Here is a 20,223-nt window from a genome sequence, read left to right on the forward strand (position 1 = left end):
CCCGTCCGCGTCGGTGTTGCCCGCGTCTGAGACGACCGGCCGGTGACGGGCGCTCGGGATTCGACGAACGTCGAAAACCGACTGCGACGCAGAGGGTCGATCGTGAGGAAAAATGGAAAACGATCGTCCACCTGAGACGGTTTTAGATAGGAATTTTTTGTTGTATATCCATATATACGATTAAATATGGACGAATGTTTGAAAAGCCGCTGGTAGCTCCTTCCAGAAGTCTTTTGATGAGTCCGGCGAAAACTGCGACATAGCATGGCTGCGGACTTCAACTGGGCCGTCGGCGGGGAGGCCGGCGACGGCATCGACTCGACCGGGAAGATCTTCGCGCAAGCGCTCTCTCGGGCGGGTCGACACGTGTTCACGTCGAAGGACTTCGCCTCGCGGATCCGTGGCGGTTACACCGCCTATAAGGTGCGAACCTCCGTCGACAAGGTACAGAGCGTCGTTGACCGGCTCGACGTGCTCATCGCGTTGACCCCCCGGACCATCGAGGAGAACCTCGACGAGCTCCACGAGGGGTCGGTGATCATCTACGACGGCGAGCGGACCACGATGCAGGACGTCGAGATCCCCGGGGAGATGACCGGGATCGACGTCCCGCTCAAGCGGCTCGCCGAGGAGGCCGGCGGGGCGATCATGCGGAACGTCGTCGCGCTCGGCGCGGCCTGCGAGGTCGCCGAGTTCCCCATCGAGAACCTCGACTCCGCCCTGGAGAAGCGATTCGCAGACAAGGGCCAGAAGCTCGTCGACAACAACAAGGAGGCCGCCCGCGCGGGGCGGTCGTACGTCGGCGAGGAGTACGACCACGAGTTCGACTACGACTTAGAGACCACCGACGAGGACTACGTCCTCCTCAACGGCGACGAGGCCATCGGCATGGGCGCCATCGCCGCCGGCTGCCGCTTCTATGCCGGCTACCCGATCACGCCCGCGACCGACGTGATGACGTACCTCACCGGCCGGATCGAGCGCTACGGCGGCCACGTCGTGCAGGCCGAAGACGAGCTCTCCGCGATCAACATGGCGCTCGGCGCGGCCCGCGGGGGCGCGCGGTCGATGACCGCGACCTCCGGGCCCGGGATCGACCTGATGACGGAGACGTTCGGGCTCATCGCCACCTCGGAGACGCCGCTCGTCATCTGTAACGTGATGCGCTCCGGCCCCTCGACCGGGATGCCGACGAAACAGGAGCAGGGCGACTTGAACCAGATGCTGTACGGCGGCCACGGCGAGGTGCCGCGGTTCGTGCTCGCGCCGACGACCATCGACGAGTGCTTCTGGAAGACGGTCGAGGCGTTCAACCTCGCCGAGAAGTACCAGCTCCCCGTCTACCTCACCGCCGACCTCTCGATGGCGGTCACCGAGCAGACGTTCTCCCCGGACACGTTCGACATGGACGCGGTCGAGGTCGACCGCGGCTTCGTCGTCGACGAGGCCGACATCGACGACCACATGAGCGACTCCGGCGGCTTCCAGCCCCACGAGATCACCGACGACGGGGTGTCGCCGCGGGCGTTCCCCGGCACCGCCGACGGCGCGCACATGTCCACCGGGCTCGAACACGACGAGCAGGGCCGCCGGACCGAGGACACCGAGATGCGCGTCGCACAGGTCGACAAGCGCAACCAGAAAGTCGAGACGGCCCGCGAGCGCGAGGACTGGAGCCCGCGCGAGTTCGGCGACGCGGACGCCGACACGCTCGTGATCACGTGGGGGTCAAACGAGGGCGCGCTCGCCGAGGCGGTCGAGATGCTCGACGACGAGGGGCTCGACGTGCGGGTGCTCTCGGTGCCGTACGTCTTCCCGCGGCCGGACCTCACCGACGACGTCGAGGCCGCGGAGAACGTCGTCGTCGTCGAGTGCAACGAACAGGGGCAGTTCGCGGACCTGGTCGAGCACGACGTACTCGCGCGCGTCGACCGCGTGAACAAGTACAACGGCGTGCGATTCAAGGCCGACGAACTCGCAGCGGAGATCAAAGCGACCCTCGCGGAGGGGGCGGAGGCGTAACCAATGAGCTCAGACATTCGATTCACCGATTTCAAGTCCGACAAGCAGCCGACGTGGTGCCCGGGATGCGGCGACTTCGGCACCATGAACGGGATGATGAAGGCCCTCGCGGAGACGGGCAACGACCCCGACAACACCTTCGTCGTCGCCGGCATCGGCTGTTCCGGCAAGATCGGCACGTACATGCACAGCTACGCGCTCCACGGCGTTCACGGACGCGCGCTTCCGGTCGGGACCGGCGTCAAGATGGCCCGCCCCGACATCGAAGTGATGGTCGCCGGCGGCGACGGCGACGGCTACTCCATCGGCGCGGGCCACTTCGTCCACGCCGTCCGGCGCAACGTCGACATGACGTACGTCGTGATGGACAACCGCATCTACGGGCTGACGAAGGGGCAGGCGTCGCCCACCTCGCGCGAGGACTTCGAGACGTCAACGACCCCCGACGGGCCGAAGCAGCCCCCGGTCAACCCGCACGCGCTGGCGCTGGCGTCGGGCGCGACGTTCATCGCGCAGTCGTTCTCCTCCGACGCGCTCCGCCACCAGGAGATCATCCAGAAGGCGGTCGAGCACGACGGGTTCGGCTTCGTCAACGTCTACTCGCCGTGCGTCACTTTCAACGACGTCGACACGTACGACTACTTCCGCGACTCGCTGGTCGACCTGAAGGAGACGGACCACGACCCGACCGACCGCGGCGACGCGAAAGACGTCATCCTCGACTCCGAGAAGGAACACCAGGGCGTCATCTACCAGAACGAAGAGTCGGTGCCGTACCACGAGCAGCACGGCGTCGACGAGGACATGTCGGTCATCCCGGACGGCGCGCCCGAGGGCGCGACCGACCTCGTCCGCGAGTTCTACTGACGCCGCCGTCCGTCTTCGTGACCGATTTTTTTGACGACCGGCGACCGCCGAAGCGCCCGACATTCCGACCTCGGCCGAGAGCCAAATTCCGGCGACGGAGCCGGCTCACGCCCTGTTCGTGACCGGTTTCAGCAAGCCTAATTACGTGGGTCCGAATTACATTGTATATGGTTGATCGCTACGACGTCGTTATCGCGGGCGCCGGACCAGCGGGGGCGCAGTGCGCCCGCGACCTGGCGACACGCGACTACGACGTCGTCGTTCTCGAAACGGAGCCGGAGGCCGAGTTCCCCCGCCAGAGCAACAAGTCGACCGCGGGGACCTTCCCGTCGATGATGTCGGCCTTCGGGATCCCCGACGACGTCGTGATGTCGTACACCGACGACGTGGTCCTGGAGTCGCCGAACAGCTACTACGAGAGCTACCAGCCCGGCGCGGTCTTGGAGTTCGCCGACTTCAAGCGCTTCCTCGTCGAGGACGGCCGCGAGAACGGCGCGGAGTACCGGTTCGACTCGCGCGTCTCCCGCCCGATCCTCGACGACGACGGGGTCGTCGAGGGCGTTCGGTACGACGGCGACGAGGAGGTGTACGCCGAGGTGGTGGTCGATGCCACCGGCCCGGCAGCGCCGATCGCGAGCGCGCTCGACGTGGTCGACCTCGAACGGGAGAACCAGGCGATCGGCATCGAGTACGAGATGGAGGGCGTCGAGATGAACCACCCCGAGTACGCCGACCTGCGGCGGGCGATGATGCTCCGGCTCGACCACGACATCGCCCCCGGCGGCTACTCGTGGATCTTCGCGACCGGTGAGGACACCGCGAAGGTCGGCATCTGTTACATCCAGAACGACCGCCACCGCGAGTTCGCCGAAGAGGGGAAAACCGTCGACGGCTACCTCAACGACTGGATCGAGCGCGATCCCCGGTTCGCGGACGCCGAACAGATCGACGACACGATCCACCGCGGCTCCGCGCACATCCAGATGCCCGACGAGATGCACACCGACCGGTTCCTCGCGATCGGCGACACCGTGCCCACCATCGACCCGCTGTGGGGCGAGGGGATCCACAAGGGGATGAAGTCGGCCCGCGCCGCGGCCGCCACCATCGACCGGTGTCTCACCGACTCGGAGCGGCGCCTCGACGCCGAGAGCCTCGCCGTCTACGAGCGGCTCTGGCACCGGGACGTGGCCCCGCGGATGCGCGCCCGGCTGATGCTCACCCGACTGCTGTACCTCGCGCCGAACGAGCGGTACGACCGGTTCATGGAGGACCTCCGCCGGACCGACGACAACACGCTTGAACAGGCGAATCAGGGGAACAAGGCCGCGATGGCGAAGCTGCTCCACCTCGACGACCTCCCGTTGTTGACGAAGTTCGCCCGGGAGCGGTGGGGCGCGTAGGTCGCTCGGTTTAGAGGTCGGCCGCGTCGCGAGAGACCGCTGCCGCTCCGTCTACCGCTCGTCGATCGGAACGATCTCGGCGCTCTCGGGGCCGGTGTACCGGGCGCGCGGACGGATGAGGCGGTTGTCGGCCTGGTACTCGACCATGTGGGCGATCCAACCGCCGGCGCGGCTCATCGCGAAGATGGGCGTGTACATGTCGACCGGGATACCGAGCGAGTCGTAGACGGAGCCGGAGTAGAAGTCGACGTTCGGCGCGATACCTTTGTCTAACAGTCCTTCGTCGGTGAGGTACTCCTCGATCGCGGTGGTGTAGTCGAGCCACTTCGTGTCGCCTGACGACTCGGAGAGGTCCCGCAGCTTCTCCTGGAGGATCTTCGCCCGCGGGTCCTTCACTTTGTACACGCGGTGGCCGAAGCCGGGGATGCGCCGGCCGTTCTCGCGGGCGTCTTTCACCCACGCGACCGGGTCCTTCGCGGAGTCGTCGATCTCGTAGAGCACTTCCATCACGTCTTGGTTCGCGCCGCCGTGGAGCGAGCCGGAGAGCGCGCCGATCCCCCCGGTGACGCCGGAGTAGACGTCGGCCAGCGTCGATCCGATCACCATCGCCGTGAACGTCGAAGCGTTGAGCCCGTGGTCGGCGTGGAGCGTGAGGGCCATGTCGAACGTCTCCTCGCTGACGGCGTCGGGCTCTGTGCCGGTGAGCATGTAGAGGAAGTTCCCGGCGTACGAGAGGTCCGGGTTCGGGGCGAGCGGCGCCTCGCCCTGACGCGCGCGTTCGAAGGCCGCGAGGACGGTGGGGACCTTCGCCGTGATCCGACGGCCCTGCCGGCGGGCCGTCTCCGTGACATCGTCGTCGTCCGTGTCCGCGTCGGGGTCGTACGCCGACAGCATGGAGGTCGCCGTCCGGAGGGCGGCCATCGGCCGCTCGCCGGCGTCGGCGAGGGTCCGGACCGTCTCGAGGACGTCGTCGTCGACGGCCCGCTCCGCGGCCAGGTTCGCGGCGAACGCGTCGAGCTCCTCGCGCGTCGGCAGCGAACCGTGCCAGAGGAGGTACAGCACCTCCTCGTAGCTCGCGCCGCGAGCGAGGTCCTCGATGTCGTACCCACGGTACACGAGCCTACCGACCTCGCCGTCGACGTGGCTCAGCTCCGACTCCGCGACGAGGACGCCTTCGAGCCCGCGCTTTAACTCGTCTGACATGCAGTGACGTTCCGACCACCGCCAAAAAAGCGTTATCTTTCAGGAGGGATGAAGTTCGACGATCGACGAATATCGGGGAGTCGAACGACGCCGATATCGGCGGGCGAGACGCGGCGTATCGGCCGCGTCAGCGAGCCGGAACGACCGTCACGGTTCGCTTGCGGTCGATCGCGTCCTCCAACTCCTCGGCGATGGCCGAGCCGCGGGACACCTGCACCTCGCCGCCGCGCCCCACGGTGGCGGTGAACAGGTACTCGCCGTCCGCGCGCACCTCCACCGTCTCGCCGACGCCGTCGTCGACGTCGATGACGACGTGCCGGGACGTGATCTCCGGCTGGACGACGGTGCCGCGCTCCTCGCCGACCTGTCCGCCTCGGCCATCTCCCCCTCCGGCCGCGCCGCGGCTGCCGGCACCGGTGCCGCGCGAATCCTCCGGCTTCTCGTCGTGGGTGCGGACGTCGATCTCGATGCCGAGCCGGTTTTCGATGTCGCTGATGCGGCCGCCCCCCTTGCCGATGACGGTGCCGATGTCGCCCTCGGAGACGTACACGACCGCCTCGTCGTTCCCCCTGAGCTCGACGTCGACGTGGCCGTGCGCGACCGAGCGGATCTCGCGTTCGATCTCCTGTTTGGCGATGCGACCGACGCCGGTCTCGCTCTCGCCTTCGCCGTCCTCGTCGTTCAGCGGGACCGTGACGACCTGTCGGTTGAACGTGTAGATCTCGTACTCCGGACGGCCGGTCTCGAAGTTCGACACCTGGATGACCGGGCGGGCGAGGTCCTCGGCGGTGAGTCCGGCGGGCACCTTCACCTCGGTCGTCACGTCGTAGACCGTGTGGACCTCGCCGGCCTCGATGTACACCACGGTGTCGACGATCTGGGGGATCATCCCCAGCTCGACGCGGCCGACGAGCCGCTGGAGCGCGTCGATGGCGCGGGAGGCGTGGACGACGCCGACCATCCCGACGCCTGCCATCCGCATGTCGGAGAACACCTCGAAGTCGTTCGTCTTCCGCACCTCGTCGTAGATGGTGTAGTCGGGGCGGACTAAGAGGAGCGAGTCGGCCGTGTTCTCCATCTCGCCGCCGAGGGCGCCGTACTGGGTGATCTCCGGGCCGACCTGGAGGTCGCGCGGCTTCTCCATCGTCTTCACGGCGTAGTCGCTGTCGTTGAGGAACTCCGCGACCGCCTGCGCGAACGTCGACTTCCCGGCGCCGGGCGACCCGGAGATCAGGACGCCGCGCTTCCGCTCTTTGAACCGCTCGCGGAGCTCGTCGGCGAACTCGTAGTCGTCGAGCGTCGTCTTCGCGATCGGGCGGACCGCCGTGACCTCGATCCCGTCCGCGAACGGCGGTCGCGCGACCGCGATCCGGTAGTTCCTGAACTGGACGATGTCCATGCCGTCGTCGGAGAGCTCGATGAACCCCTCGTTGGACTGGCGGGCCAAGTCGACGATGGCGGTCGCCCACTCGTCCATCTGCGCCTCGCTCGTCGGCTCCTCGTCGATGATCTCGTACCGCATCTCGCCGAGGGCACCGCGCTTCGCCTTCGGCTTCGTCCCCGTCTTGAGGTGGACCGACATCGTCTCGTCGGTGAAGAACTCCTGAATCGGAAGCTCGTCGACGACGCCGCGGGCGACCGGCTCGACGTACTCGACGTCGATCCCCTTCGCGCGGGCGACCTCCGCCTGGACGATGTCGCTCGAGAGAAGCGTCGCGTCGTGGTCGGCCGCGATGTCGCGGATCAGGGCGTCGACGTCGCCCTCGTGGGCGTGCGATCGGGCGTCCCCGTCGGCGCGCTCGCCGACGTACCGGAGCTCGATCGTCCCCTCGTCGGCGAGGTCGGCGAGGCGCTTGAGCTCGCTCAGGCCGTCCCACCCCGACTCCAGCCCGTCGTTCGCCTGCGACTCCAGCTCTCCGACGACGGCCTCGGGGACGAGGACCGTCGCCCCCTCGTAGGTTCCGTCCGCGACGCGTTCGGACACGCGGCCGTCGACGACCGCACTGGTGTCCGGTACTACGTTCATACCGTGGTTCCGGGCGGGAGCGGTATAAGCGTGTTCGACCCGCGCGGCGTCCCGCTTTGCAGGGCCGAACCAGCGCCGCGGCCGCCGGGGCGCGACCGCTCAGTCGTCGGCCGCCGCCCGCGACTCGCGCTCCGATCGCAGCCGCCGGGCGTACTCGGTGAAGTTGTCGAACAGGCCCTTCACCTCGCAGGCGGCCTCGTGCGCCGACGGGGTGATGCCGTCGAGAACGGCGTCGACCCGGGCGTCGCCGAGCCGCTCGCGTTTCCCCTCGGTGACCTCGCGGGCGGTGTCGACGTCGTACTCCGGGTGGAACTGCACGCCCCAGCAGTGGCCGTCGCGGAAGGCGTGGACGCCGTGGTCGTTCTCGGCGAGCAGCGTCGCGCTCGGCGGGAGGTCGATCACCGCGTCGCCGTGGGTGGTGAACGCCGTGAACTCCTCGTCGATCCCGTCGAACAGCTCGTCGTCGCCGCGCCGACGCACGGCGTTGTACCCGATCTCGAAGCCGTCCATCCCCGCCACGCGCCCGCCGAGCGCCTCCGCGAGCACCTGGTGACCGTAACAGACGCCGAGCACCGGGACGCCGGCCTCGGCGGCGTCCGCGACGTAGTCCACGAGCGCGGGGATCCACGCCTCGTCCCAGTAGACCGACGACCGCGAGCCGGTGACCACCACGCCGTCGAAGTCGGTGTGGTCGGGAAGGTGTCCGTCGACCGCGTCGAACTCGACGAGGTCGGCGTCGAGCTCCCGTCGGAAGTTCCGCCGGGTGTCGGCGCCGTCGTGGGCCGCGTTCAGCAGGGCGAACCGAAGCCGTGTCATTGCCCGCACCGAGGCGGGACGGACGCAAAACGGTTGCGGCGGCGGGAAGCGCTACCGGCGTCCGGGAGGGGTCGATCCGAGGGGACCGAACGGGTCACCCGGAGAGCGGGTCGGCGCCGTGCTCCGCGAGCCACCCGGCCAGCGCGTCGTTGACCGCGGCCGACGCCTCGACGCCGACGAAGTGCCGCGCGCCCTCGACCACGTGGAGCTCGCCGCGGGGGAGCCCCTCCGCGAGCGTCTTCGCCGCCGACACCGGACAGACGGCGTCGTCGGTCCCGTGGACGACGAGCGTCGGCGTCGTGACCTCGTAGAGCCGGTCGGCGACGTCGAACGATTCGACGGCCGCGCGGTGCGCCTCGAACGTCTCGCGGTCGGCGTCCTCGGCGAGCCGCCACTCGGCGATCCGCGGGAGCGCGTCGGGGTGCGCCTCGCGGAAGTCGACGGAGAGCAGGCCGTGGAGGGATCCCTCCACCGCCGCCGGGTCGGTGGGATCGGCCCACACGCCGTCGGGGTTGTAAGCGTCGCCCGCGGGCGGCGTGCCGACGACCGTCAGGCTCGCCGGGCGCGAGGAGGCGAGCGCGGCCGTGAGCGCGACCATCCCGCCGAGGCCGTATCCGACGAGGTGGGCGTTCCGGATCCCCTCCGCGGCGCATACCGCGTCGACGTCGGCGGCGAGGCCTTCGACCGCGTACGGGCCGGGCGGCGCGTCGGACCGGCCGACCCCGCGCGTCTCGGGCGTTATCACCGTGTGCGGCCCCGCCAGCGCGGCGTGCTGCCAGCCGAACTGCCAGGCGCCGAGCCCGACGTCGCCGCAGAACACGACCGCCTCGTCGGGATCGCCCGCGTCCGGCGCGTCGACCTCGTAGCGGACCGAGACGCCGCCGTTGTTCGCGTGTGGCATGGTGAACTCGCGGGTGGGTTAGGCCTCTTGGAGGCTCCGAAGGACGTCCGGCGCCGCCGCGAGCGCGTCGTCGAGGGCGTCGACGTCGGGGCCCCCGCCCTGCGCGAAGTCCGGGGGTCCGCCGCCGCCGCCGCCCACGCGGCCGGCGAGGTCGGCGACGACCTGTCCGGCGTTGACGTCGACGCCGTCGGGGACGCCGACGACGAAGCTCGCGGAGCCGTCCGCCCCGCTCCCGACGACCGCGACCTTCCCGTCGTCGACGTGCGCGTTCGCGGTCGCGCGCAGTTCGTCGGCGTCGCCGTCGAGCCGCTGGATCACGGCCGCGGCACCGCCCACGTCGACCTCCTCGGCGTCGGCGCCGCCGGAGGCCCGCGCGGCGGCGAGCTCCTCTTTCAGCGACTCGATCTCCTTGCCGCGCGCCTTCCACTCCTCGAAGAACCGCTCGGCCGTCTCGGGGATGTCGAGCGGGTCGACGTCGAGCACGCTCGCGGCGTCGTACAGCGCGTCCTCCGTGCGCTGGGTCGCCTCGATCGCCGCGCCGCCCGCGGCGAATACGATCCGCTCGACGCCGTCCTGGACGGGTTCCGTCTTCAGCACTTTGACGGCGCCGATCTCGCCCGTCCGGTCGACGTGAGTGCCCGCGCACGCCTGCACGTCAGCGTCGCCGACGTGGATCAGCCGGACGTTCGTTCCCGGCGGGACACCCCCCTGATAGAGGTCGAAGCCGTGTTCGGCCTCGGCCTCGTTGCGGTCGGGCCACTCCTGGCGCACGGGCACGTCGTCGCGGACGAGCTCGTTGGCGACGCGCTCGATCCGCTTGACGTCCTCGCGGGTGATCCGCTCGTAGTGGCGGACGTCGAGCCGCGAGGAGTCGATCCCCTTCTGCGCGCCGGCCTGCCGGACGTGTTCGCCGAGCACCTCGCGGGCGGCGTGGCCGATCAGGTGCGTCGCCGTGTGGTGCGCGCGGAGTCGGTCGCGGCGGTCGCCGTCTACCTGGCCCTTGACGAACTCCCCCTTGCCGGGGTCGGCGTCGGTTCGATGGAGCACGACGCCACCTTCCTCCTGCACGTCGACGACGTCCACCGTCGTCTCGCCGGCGGTGAGCTGCCCGCGATCGGCGGGCTGTCCGCCGCCCTCGGGGTAGAACATCGTCTGGTCCAAGACGACGTCGTAGCCGTCCTCGCGCTCGAAGACGTCGAGGACGACGGCCTCGAACTCGGTTCGGCCCTGGTCGTCGTAGAACAGCTTCTCGGTCTCCGGGAGGTCGCCGAGCCGCTCGTCGGCCGCGTCTTCCGCCTCGTCGGCGTCCGCCTCCTCGTGGCGGTCGGCGACGAGCCCGTAGAAGTCGTCCGGTACGTCGACCGTCGCGCCCCGCTCGGCCGCGATGTCGGCGACCATGTCCGGCTGGATCCCGTGGGAGTCGTACAGCTCGAGGAGCGTCTCGGTCGGGATCGGTTCGCCGGTGCCGGCGTACTCGTCGGCGAGCGACTCCACCTTGCGGGAGCCGCGTTCGAGCGTCTCGCGGTACTTCCGCTCCTCGGTGCGGACGATCTCGCGGATCGTGTCGCGGTTCTCGTAGCCGAGGCGCTCGGCCTGCATGTCGACGAGCTCGTCGAGCGGGGCGTCGACGTCGACCTCGTCGACGAGCCGCTTCGTCCGCCGGAGCACCATCCGGGCGAGGTAGCCCGTGCCGACGTTCGAGGGCACGATCCCGTCGCCGAACATGTACGCGAGCGTCCGCGAGTGGTCGGCGATCGCGTAGATGGATTCGAGGGGCTCGACGAGCTCGCGGAGCCGGTCGACGTCGACGTCGAGCCGGTCGGCGATCTCGCCGCGCGCGTCTTCCACGTCGTCGACGTCGTCGATGTCGAGCCGACCGGAGAGCTTCGCGGCGCGGTGGACGAGCGCCTGCTCTTCCTCCGTGTGCTCGATCCCCGCGTTCTCCTTCAGGAAGTCGATCGCGTCGGGGTAGACGGCCTCGTACACGGTCGCCGTCCCCTGGCTCATCCACGTCCACCGCTCGAGCCCGTACCCGGTGTCGACGATGTACGTGTCCATGAACGAGTACGTGTTCCCGTCCTTCATTTCGTAGTCGCCGTCCGGGTCCCGCTCCATGCACATGAAGACGAGCGTCGCCAGCTCGGCGCCCTTGTAGATGACCTCGATCGCCGGCCCGGCGTTGCCGCCGCCGACCCACGGGTCCTCGATATAGGTGATCTCGTCCAGATCGGCGCCGAGGCTCTCGAACAGCTCGTCGCAGTACGCGACCGTCTCGTCCTTCCAGTACACCTCGCCGTGGTAGGCGTACTCGTCCTCGTCGACCTCCTCGCGCGTGTTGAACGCGTGGTGGGCCATCATCTCGAACGCCATCGTGTGCCGGCCGGTCTTGCCGACGTTGTCGATGTCCTGCATCCGGATGCACGGCTGCGAGATGGTGAGGGGGTTCGCCGGCGGCGGGGTCTGCCCCGAGGTGACGAGCGGCTGGAAGTCGTAGATCGACGCCTGCGTCAGGAGGACGTCGTCGCGCCAGCGGTTCGCCGCGACCGGGTACGGGTCGATCCGCTCGTGGCCGTGTTCCTCGAAGAAGGAGAGGAACGCCTCCCGCATCTCGGACAGCGACCGCGGCTCCGGGAAGCCGGGGTCGTCGATGAAGCTGTAGTCCTCGCAGGGCGGCTCCCCGCAGAGTTCGCGGTCGCCGTCTCGGGTCCAGAAGTGCGCGCCGCAGGAGGTGCACTCCTTCCGGACGAACCCTTCCTCCTCGAAGTAGTCGAGACGGTACTCCGCTTCGAGATCGCTCATTACAGGAACGTGACCCGTGTTCGTGCAAAAGGGTTCCGGGGTGGGTCGCGTCGGGTCGGCGGCCCGCGAGTCGGGGCGTCTCGAGCTCCCCCGACGAAGGGAATACTTATCATCGCGTCGACCCGTTTCCGGATCACAGTGAACGCCGCGCCGAGCGAAAGACCGGTGGTACTGGTCCTCGCTACCGATGCTCACATCTCAGCCGATCTCCCCGACGACGCGACAGCGCGATCCGCAGAGCCGAACGAGGTCGACGAGGAGAGCCTGCGCGACGTCGACCTCGCGGTCGTCAGCGACGCCGCCGGGCTCGCTCGCGTCCGCGACGGCCGCGAGTCCCTCCCGGTCGTCGCCCTCGTAGACGACCCGGCCGGTGACGTGGCGACGGCCCCGACCGTCGACGCCGTGTCGACGACGACCGCCGACGTGGCGGCGACCGTCCGGTGGCTCCTCGCGCGCGACGGGTCAGTCCGGTCCGATCCGTCCCGACCGCCCTCACGGGTCGAGCGACTCAACGCCGGGGCGACGCGACTCGCGTCGGTCCGGTCCGTGGAGGAAACGCACCGGGCCGCGATCGCCGTCGCGGACGAGGTGTTCCCGCCGCACCACTGCCTCGTCGGCGTACGCGACGGGAAGTGGATCGAGCCGATCGCGGCCTCGGCCGAGGTTCCGATCGAGGACTGCAACCGCGTCCGAGTCGGGAGCGGGGCCGCCGGGACCGTCGCGGTGACCGGCGAACCGGTCGTGGAACCGAATCCGAACGCCGAGAGCCCGTACGACACGGTTCTCACCCTTCCCGTCGGCGACGACACGGTCTTCCAACTGGTGACGGACGACCCGGACGGGTTCAGCGAGGCCGATCGACGCCTCGCCGGACTGCTCGCTTCTCACGTCGAGGAGACCCTCGATCGGATCCGGGCCGACGAGGCGCTCCGGAGCGAGCGCGACCGCCTGCTCGCGCTGTTCTCGAACGTCCCGGACCCCGCGGTCGCGTACGATTACGTCGACGGCGAACCGGTCGTCCACCGGGTCAACGACGCCTTCGAGGAGACGTTCGGCTACGACGCGGAGGCAGTCGGGGGCGAGTCCCTCGACGACTACATCGTCCCGGTTGAGGACGGCGCGGTCGAGGAGGCAATCGACCTCAACGAGCGGCTCCAACGCGGCGAGAACGTCCGGCGAGAGGTGACCCGGAAGACGGCGGACGGACTCCGCCACTTCATCCTGCACGTCATCCCGATCCGGCTCGACGCGGAGAACGCCTCCGGGTACGCGATTTACACGGACGTCACGGACCGGCGCGAGCGCGAGGCCACCCTCCGGGAGCAGAACGAGCGGCTCGACGAGTTCGCGAGCATCGTCTCGCACGACCTCCGGAACCCGCTCGGCGTCGCGCAGGGGTACGTCGAGCTCGCGAGCGACACCGGCGACACGGCTCACCTCCCCAAGGCGGGCGAGGCGCTGGGGCGGATGGGCGAGCTCGTCGACGACCTGCTCTCGCTGGCCAGACAGGGCCGGTCGGTCGGCGAGACGGAGCGCGCCTCGATCGCGGCGCTCGCGAGAGACGCCTGGGCGAGCGTCGACACCGGCGGGGCCGAGCTGGTCGTGGAAGGGGACGTGACCCTCGACGCTGACCCCGCCAGAACGCGCGAGCTCTTCGAGAACGTGTTCCGGAACAGCGTCGAGCACGGCCCGACTGACGGCCGGGCGGAGCCCGGCGAGAGCGTCGAACTCGGGTCCGCCGGCGGCCGACCGACCACCGTCGACGACGGGTGCGCTGCGGAGGGCCTCACCGTCCGCGTGGGCGAGGCCTCGCCCCGATCGGACGGCGACGGAGGGACCGGGTTCTTCGTCGAGGACGACGGCTGCGGACTCCCCGAGGAGACGGAGCGCGTGTTCGACACCGGCTTCACGACGGACGAGGACGGGACCGGCCTCGGGCTCGCGATCAGCGAACGTATCGCCGAGGCTCACGGGTGGGAGGCGCGCGCGGTGACCGGCGAGTCCGGCGGCGCAAGATTCGAGTTCAGAACGTCGTAACCGGGTGCCACGACGCCGGTGCGGGACCGCGGCCGCGACGCGGGTCGCCCAGCGTCTGCGGCCGCGCGGGTCCGAAACGACCTTAGGCCGCGCGCTCGCCTCTCCGGTATGGTCGAGAACGTCGTCTATCCCGCGTACTTCGACGCCGAGCGGTCGCGCTCGGAGGGCCGCCGCGTGCCGGCGGACCTCGCGATCTCCGAGCCCACCGTCGACGAGATCGCTAAGGCGGTCCAGCAAGTCGGCTACGACGCTGTGATCGAGCGCGACAAGACGTACTCCCGCGAGTTCGAGCCGCGGGGCGCGGTCGTCGTGCGCGGCACCGAAGACACCGCGAAGAACGACCTCGTGCAGGCGGTCGCCGCCTACCTCGGGGTCATCCGCGAGTGACGATGCGGCGAGTCGGTACCGTGGTCCGCACCGCCGGGGGGCTCGCGATCGCCCGCGGCGACCGCGGCGAGGAGCCGCCGCGGATCGGCTCGGCCGTCGTCGACGAGTCGCTCTCGACGGTCGGCCGCGTCGTCGACGTTTTCGGCCCAGTCGACCGGCCGTACGTGGCCGTCACCCCGAACGACGGCGACGGCCTCGCGTCGCTCGTCGGCGGGAAGCTGTACGCGCGCTGACTCAATCTCCGGCCGCTGCCTCCCCGTCTCCGGCCGCTGCCTCGTCCTCGCCGACCGTCGCTTCCCCCTCCACGACGTCGAAGTCGGCCAGCGTCTTCGTCGAGCGGACGAGCCGCTCCGAGACGATCAACTTCTCCGTGCGGTCCAGCCGCGCCCAGTCGAGCTCCGCGGGCGGCGACTCCTCGAACGCGCGGAACTGCTGAAACACCGCGTCGTTAACAAACCGCTCGAACGAGCCGCAGTTCGGACACGTCACCGAGAGGTGCGACGTGTCGAACTCCCGGCTCACGGTGTGATCCAGACAGTTCAGACAGCGGTACGTCCGATTCCTACTCATACCGGATATTAACACTGGACGCGGGAATACCTGCGGTTACCGGACGGCTGATCGATCGGAAAAAAACGAAAAGCGGGCGCGAACCGCGACGCCGCTAGAACAGCGCCGACGCGGCGGCCTCGGCGGTCTCGATGACCGGGCCGAAGCCGGGTAACAGCAGCACCGTCGCGACTGCCGCGAAGACGACCGCGGCGTACAGCGCCGTCGGCCGCACGTCGATCGTGTCCAGCGCGGTCGGCGACGCGGGATCGTCGATGAACAGCGCCTTCACGACCCGGCTGTAGTAGTACAGCGAGATCACGCTGTTGACGGCGCCGATCGCCGCTAGCCACAGGAAGCCGTTGTCGATGGCTCCCATGAACAGGAAGTACTTCGAGAAGAACCCGGCGAACGGCGGGAGCCCGGCCAGCGAGAACATGAACACGGCCATCGCCGTCGAGGCGACGGGCGCGCGTTTGGCCAGCCCGGCGTAGTCCTCGAAGGTCCGGCCGACGCCCCACCGCTCCGCCATCGCGACGAAGAGGAACGCGCCGGTGTTCATGAAGCCGTAGACGAGCAGGTGCGCCATCGCCGCGCCCATCACGGCGCCGTTACCGCTCCCGTCCGCGGAGAGCGCCGCGACGCCGATGAGCGCGTAGCCGGCGTGGCCGATCGAGGAGTACGCGAGCATCCGCTTGACCTCCTCTTGGACGGCCGCCGCGAAGTTCCCCAGCGTCATCGTCACAGCCGCCAGGATCCCGAAGGCGAGCACCCAGTTGATGTCGGCCGCCAGCGACGCGCCGACCGGGAACGCCTCGGTGAACACGCGGAACGCGACCACGAAGCCGGCCGCCTTCGACGCCGACGAGAGGAACGCGCTCACGGGTGCGGGCGCGCCCTCGTACGCTTCCGGCGCCCAGAAGTGGAACGGGACGGAAGCGGTCTTGAACGCGACGCCGCCGAGGATCATCACGATCCCGAGGCCGGCGATCCCGCTTCGGCTGCCGATCCCGTTGGCGTCGGAGGCGATATCGCCGAGGACGCCGGCGACCTCGCCGAGCATCAGCGACCCCGTCGCCGCGTACACCAGCGAGATGCCGAACAGGAAGATCGCCGAGGAGAGCGCTCCGACGAGGAAGTACTTCAGCCCCGCCTCGACGCTCCCGCGGTTCTGCTTCAGGAACGCGACGAGTACGTACGACGGCAGCGACACCATCTCCAAGGCGACGAACACGACCGCGAGCGAGTTCGCGACCGCGAGTAGCGACATGCCCGTCGCCGCGAACAGCGTCAGCGAGTAGAACGTCGCCGGGTTCGGGTGGTCGTGGAAGTAGTCGTGGGCCGCGACAACGACGAGCGACGTCACGGACGCGAAGATGGCCGTGAAGAACAGCCCAAGCGTGTCCACCTTGACCGCGTCGGCGAACAGCAGGATCGCGCCGCCGGTGTCGCCGCTCCCGGTCCCGGAGGCGACGAACCAGACCGTCGCGGCCAGCGATGCCAGCGCGCCGAGCGCGCTCACGACCGCCATCGAAGTGTTCGACCGCGTGTCGGGACGGAGCGTGTCGACGAGCAGCAGCGCGAGTCCGGTGAACCCGAGCAGCAGCACCGGCAGCAACGCCGTCACCTGCGGGAGCGAGTTAACCATCGATGCTCACCCCCTCGACCACGGGAACGGCGGCGTCACGGATCATCTCGAAGAAGATGTCGGGAGCGACGCCCAGCACGATGATCGCCACCAGCAGGACCGCAAGCGGGGCGACGTCGTGGAACGGCGCGGGACCGACCTCGTAGTCGGTTGAGAGCTCGAACGGCCCGAATAGCGTGCTCTGCATCGCCGACAACAGGTAGCCGGCGACGATGACGATGCCGAACATCGCGAGCGCCGTGAACAGCGGCGCGTACGGGAGCGCCGGCGCGGAGAACGACCCCACGAAGATGAAGAACTCACCGGCGAAGCCGGCCATCAGAGGCAGTCCCATGTAGCCGAACGCGCCGGCGACGAGGATGCCGACCGTGACCGGCATCCGGTCGGCCATCCCCGCCATGTCGCCGACCATCCGCGTGTGGGTCGCGTTGTAGACGACGCCGACCGCCATGAACATCAGCCCCGAGATGAGGCCGTGCGCGACCATCTGGAACGTCGCGCCGCCGACGCCGTACTCGGTGAACACGACAAGCCCGAGGATGACGTACCCCATCGACGAGACGGAGGAGTAGGCGACGATGCGCTTGAGGTCCTTCTGCGCGAGCGCCAGCATCGCACCGTAGATGACGCTGATGACGGCGATCGCGGCGATCGGGACCGCGAGCGCGGACGCCTGCTCCGGGAGCATCGTGAAGTTGAACCGGAGCAGCGCGTACGTCCCCATCTTCAGGAGGACGCCCGCCAGGAGCACCGACACAGGGGTCGGCGCCTCGACGTGGGCGTCCGGCAGCCACGTGTGTACCGGAACGATCGGGACCTTCACCGCGAAGCCGGCGAACATCGCGAGGAACGCGACCATCGCGATCCGGTCCGGCGAGATGCCGAACCAGGTTCCGAGTCCGCCGTCGGCGATCGCGCCGGTGATCTCCGGGAGCGCGAACGAGGTCACGGAGTCGCCGAGCGCGAACGTCAGCGACATGAACCCGATGAACATCAGCAGCGACGCCGCGTTCGTGTAGACGAAGAACTTGATCGCGGCGTACTTCCGGCGCGGGCCGCCCCAGACGCCGATGAGGAAGTACATCGGGACGAGGACGGCCTCCCAGAAGACGAACCAGAGGAAGAAGTCCAGCGCCGTGAAGACGCCGAGGAGGTTCGCCTCCATGAACAGCATGAGCCCGTAGAACTGGCTCTGGCGCGAGTCGATCGGCGTCCACGCGCTGACTATCGCCAGCGGGACGAGGAACGTCGTCAACACGACGAGCGGGAGGCTGATGCCGTCCAGCCCGACGAACCACGAGACCGAGCGGCCGCCGACTTCGAGCCACTCGATCTGGGTCTGGTAGGCGATGTCGCCGCCCGTGAGAGCGTTTCCGGAGCCGTTGAATCCGGACCAGAGGTACAGCGATCCCGCGAACGGGATCAGGCTCAGCGCGAACGCGAGCCGGCCCGCCCACTCGTTCGGCGAGAGGAGGACGACGAGCGCGCTCACGAAGACGACCGCGATGAGCGCTTCGAGTATCACAGGAACCACCCCCCGGTGACGCCGAGCACGAGAATCAGCGCGACCAGCCCCAGCGTGAGCAGCGCGGCGTACTGCGAGACGACGCCGTTCTGCACCTGCCGGATCCGGTCACCGCCGATGAGACTCACCGAGGAGACGCCGTTGACGACGCCGTCGACGATACCTTGGTCGAAGGTGTCGGCGCCGCCGGCGACGTCCTCGGTGCGATACGCGAGCCATACCTGCAGTTCGTCGAGGTAGTAGTTGTTGTACAGCACGTCTTTGATCCCGCCGAGTTTCGCCGTGTGCTCCGTCGGCGACGGAACGTTGTAGAGCCGCCACGCAACCAGCAGACCGGTCAGCGCCAGTCCGAGCGAGACGGCCGCACCGACGAGCACCGTGGCGACCTCGCCGCCGACGATGTACTCGCTACTGTACGGTCCGATGTCGCCGTAGTGGTGCGAGGAGAGCCCCTCAATTCCGCCCCAGTCGTTGTCGAGCCAGCGGTGGAGCAGGTCGATCCCCTCCAGTCCGAGGACCTTCTGGACCGGCACCATGTTAATGAGGCCGGTGACGACCGCGAGCGAGCCGAGGACCGTCAGCGGCCCCTTCACGTTCCATCGGATGGGTTCGGGGTCGCGCGCGGTGTCGGTGCGGGGCTCGCCGTGGAAGGTCAGGAAGACCATCCGGAACGTGTAGAAGGCGGTGACGGGGACAGCGAGCAGCCCCATCAGGTAGCCGCCGAACAGCAGCGGCTCGCCCGGCGCGTGGACGAGCGCCTCGTAGAGGATCTCGTCTTTCGACCAGAAACCGGCGAACGGGAAGATGCCCGCGAGCGCCAGCGACCCGGCCAGGAAGGTGTAGTAGGTGACGGGCATCTTGTCCTTCAGCCCGCCCATGTCCCACATGTCTTCGTTGTGGTGCATCGCGATGATCACCGCGCCCGCGCCGAGGAACAGCAGGGCCTTGAAGAACGCGTGGGTGGTCAGGTGGAAGACCGCGGCCACGTAGCCGCCCGCGCCGAGCGCGAGCATCATGTAGCCGTACTGCGAGATGGTGGAGTACGCGAGGACCTGCTTCAGCTCGTCTTTGACGACGCCCATCGTCGCCGCGAACAGCGCGGTGAAGCCGCCGATGAAGGCGATCACCGCGAGCGTCGTCGGCGTCAGCGCGTAGAAGCCGTACATCCGCGCGACGAGGTAGACGCCGGCCGCGACCATCGTCGCGGCGTGGATCAGCGCGGAGACGGGCGTCGGGCCCTCCATCGCGTCGGGGAGCCACGTGTGCAGCGGGAACTGCGCCGACTTCCCGACGACGCCGCCCAGGACGAGCAGGCCGACGACGGTGAGCCACGTCTGCAGGTCGAGTCCGCCGGGAGTCCACGCGACCGAGCCCTCGCCGGCGAGCGCCGCCTCGGCGAGGTGCGGGAACGACTCCGGCCCGGCGAACTGCGCCGTACCGAACGTTCCGATCACGGCGACGACGCCGACGAGGAAGAAGTAGTCACCGAAGCGGGTGACGAGGAACGCCTTCTTCGCCGCCGACGGCGGGCCGGGCTGCCGGAAGTGGAACCCGATGAGCAGGTACGAGCAGAGCCCGACCAGCTCGAAGAACATGAACGCCATCAGCAGGTTGTCGGCGACGACGAAGCCGAGCATCGACGCCGTGAACAGGCCGAGACCGGCGTAGTATCGGGGGAGCCCCGTCTCGCCCTCGTCGTTCATGTACCCGAGCGAGAACACGTGCACGAGCAGCGCGACGAGCGTCACGATGACGAGCATGAGCGCCGACAGCGGGTCAACGAGGATGCCGAAGGAAAGCTCGACGTCCGTCGGGCCGATCCCGCCGGCGCTCGCCCACGTGTAGATGGTTCGATTCGCCGCCTCGCCCCCCGCGACCGTCGCGAGCACCCACAGCGAGAGCAGGAACGAGCCCGCCGTCGCCGCGATGCCGCCGAACGCGCCCCCCTTGGGGAGGTATTTGCCGGCACCGAGCGCGATCAGGAACGAGAAGAACGGGAGGAGTACGATCGCCGGAACGTATGAGAACACGTCTATCATG

The 20,223-nt window shown here is 68.9% G+C and carries 15 protein-coding genes; 6 read left to right on the forward strand and 9 right to left on the reverse strand.

What is annotated here, in order from left to right; genetic code table 11:
* The first annotated feature begins 264 nt into the window (after positions 1–264).
* From DJ73_RS16730 to DJ73_RS16740, 3 genes are all read left to right on the forward strand, one after another.
* A complete protein-coding gene (locus DJ73_RS16730) occupies positions 265–2,022 on the forward strand; it encodes a 2-oxoacid:acceptor oxidoreductase subunit alpha (protein ID WP_094558532.1) in 1,758 nt (585 codons plus the stop codon).
* A 3-nt stretch (positions 2,023–2,025) separates the two neighbouring features.
* Positions 2,026–2,889: a 2-oxoacid:ferredoxin oxidoreductase subunit beta gene (locus DJ73_RS16735; protein WP_094525400.1), complete on the forward strand. Its 864-nt coding sequence runs from the start codon at positions 2,026–2,028 to the stop codon at positions 2,887–2,889.
* A gap of 167 nt (positions 2,890–3,056) precedes the next feature.
* Positions 3,057–4,292, forward strand: coding sequence for a digeranylgeranylglycerophospholipid reductase (locus DJ73_RS16740; protein WP_094525399.1), 1,236 nt, complete (start codon positions 3,057–3,059; stop codon positions 4,290–4,292).
* A gap of 51 nt (positions 4,293–4,343) precedes the next feature.
* On the opposite strand, the gene citZ is transcribed toward DJ73_RS16740, so the two are convergent.
* The 5 genes from citZ to alaS all read right to left on the reverse strand — a co-directional run bounded on the left by citZ (position 4,344) and on the right by alaS (position 12,037).
* A complete protein-coding gene (gene citZ / locus DJ73_RS16745; RefSeq protein WP_094558533.1) occupies positions 4,344–5,495 on the reverse strand; it encodes a citrate synthase in 1,152 nt (383 codons plus the stop codon).
* A gap of 127 nt (positions 5,496–5,622) precedes the next feature.
* Positions 5,623–7,521: a PINc/VapC family ATPase gene (locus tag DJ73_RS16750; protein WP_094525397.1), complete on the reverse strand. Its 1,899-nt coding sequence runs from the start codon at positions 7,519–7,521 to the stop codon at positions 5,623–5,625.
* Between the two features lie 99 nt (positions 7,522–7,620).
* Positions 7,621–8,337 (reverse strand): type 1 glutamine amidotransferase, encoded by a 717-nt coding sequence (locus DJ73_RS16755; RefSeq protein WP_094525396.1) that lies wholly within the window; start codon positions 8,335–8,337, stop codon positions 7,621–7,623.
* 94 nt (positions 8,338–8,431) lie between these two features.
* Positions 8,432–9,238, reverse strand: a complete 807-nt coding sequence (locus DJ73_RS16760) for an alpha/beta fold hydrolase (RefSeq protein ID WP_094525395.1) — start codon at positions 9,236–9,238, stop codon at positions 8,432–8,434.
* An 18-nt stretch (positions 9,239–9,256) separates the two neighbouring features.
* Positions 9,257–12,037 (reverse strand): alanine--tRNA ligase, encoded by a 2,781-nt coding sequence (alaS, locus tag DJ73_RS16765; RefSeq protein WP_094558534.1) that lies wholly within the window; start codon positions 12,035–12,037, stop codon positions 9,257–9,259.
* 138 nt (positions 12,038–12,175) lie between these two features.
* On the opposite strand from alaS, the gene DJ73_RS16770 reads away from it, so the two are divergent.
* The 3 genes from DJ73_RS16770 (at position 12,176) to DJ73_RS16780 (ending at position 14,694) form a co-directional block, all read left to right on the forward strand.
* On the forward strand, positions 12,176–14,074 hold the full coding sequence (locus DJ73_RS16770; protein WP_094558535.1) for an ATP-binding protein: 1,899 nt from the start codon (positions 12,176–12,178) through the stop codon (positions 14,072–14,074).
* 108 nt (positions 14,075–14,182) lie between these two features.
* Positions 14,183–14,461, forward strand: coding sequence for a signal recognition particle subunit SRP19 (gene srp19 / locus DJ73_RS16775; protein ID WP_094525392.1), 279 nt, complete (start codon positions 14,183–14,185; stop codon positions 14,459–14,461).
* Positions 14,462–14,463: 2 nt separating this feature from the next.
* On the forward strand, positions 14,464–14,694 hold the full coding sequence (locus tag DJ73_RS16780) for an H/ACA ribonucleoprotein complex subunit GAR1 (protein ID WP_094525391.1): 231 nt from the start codon (positions 14,464–14,466) through the stop codon (positions 14,692–14,694).
* A gap of 1 nt (position 14,695) precedes the next feature.
* Here DJ73_RS16780 and DJ73_RS16785 read toward each other — a convergent pair whose 3' ends face one another.
* From DJ73_RS16785 to nuoL, 4 genes are all read right to left on the reverse strand, one after another.
* Positions 14,696–15,031, reverse strand: coding sequence for a hypothetical protein (locus DJ73_RS16785; RefSeq protein ID WP_094558536.1), 336 nt, complete (start codon positions 15,029–15,031; stop codon positions 14,696–14,698).
* A gap of 94 nt (positions 15,032–15,125) precedes the next feature.
* Positions 15,126–16,658: an NADH-quinone oxidoreductase subunit N gene (locus DJ73_RS16790; RefSeq protein WP_094558537.1), complete on the reverse strand. Its 1,533-nt coding sequence runs from the start codon at positions 16,656–16,658 to the stop codon at positions 15,126–15,128.
* Positions 16,651–18,183 carry a NuoM family protein gene (locus tag DJ73_RS16795; RefSeq protein ID WP_170938272.1) on the reverse strand — a complete coding sequence of 511 codons (1,533 nt, stop codon included), beginning with the start codon at positions 18,181–18,183 and terminating at the stop codon, positions 16,651–16,653. The genes DJ73_RS16790 and DJ73_RS16795 overlap by 8 nt, the downstream gene beginning before the upstream one ends.
* The gene (gene nuoL, locus DJ73_RS16800) at positions 18,180–20,222 is read right to left on the reverse strand and encodes an NADH-quinone oxidoreductase subunit L (protein WP_094558538.1); all 2,043 of its coding nucleotides are present in this window, start codon (positions 20,220–20,222) and stop codon (positions 18,180–18,182) included. The genes DJ73_RS16795 and nuoL overlap by 4 nt, the downstream gene beginning before the upstream one ends.
* Position 20,223: the final 1 nt, after the last annotated feature.

This window comes from Halorubrum sp. Ea1, assembly GCF_002252965.1.
Lineage (GTDB): Archaea > Halobacteriota > Halobacteria > Halobacteriales > Haloferacaceae > Halorubrum.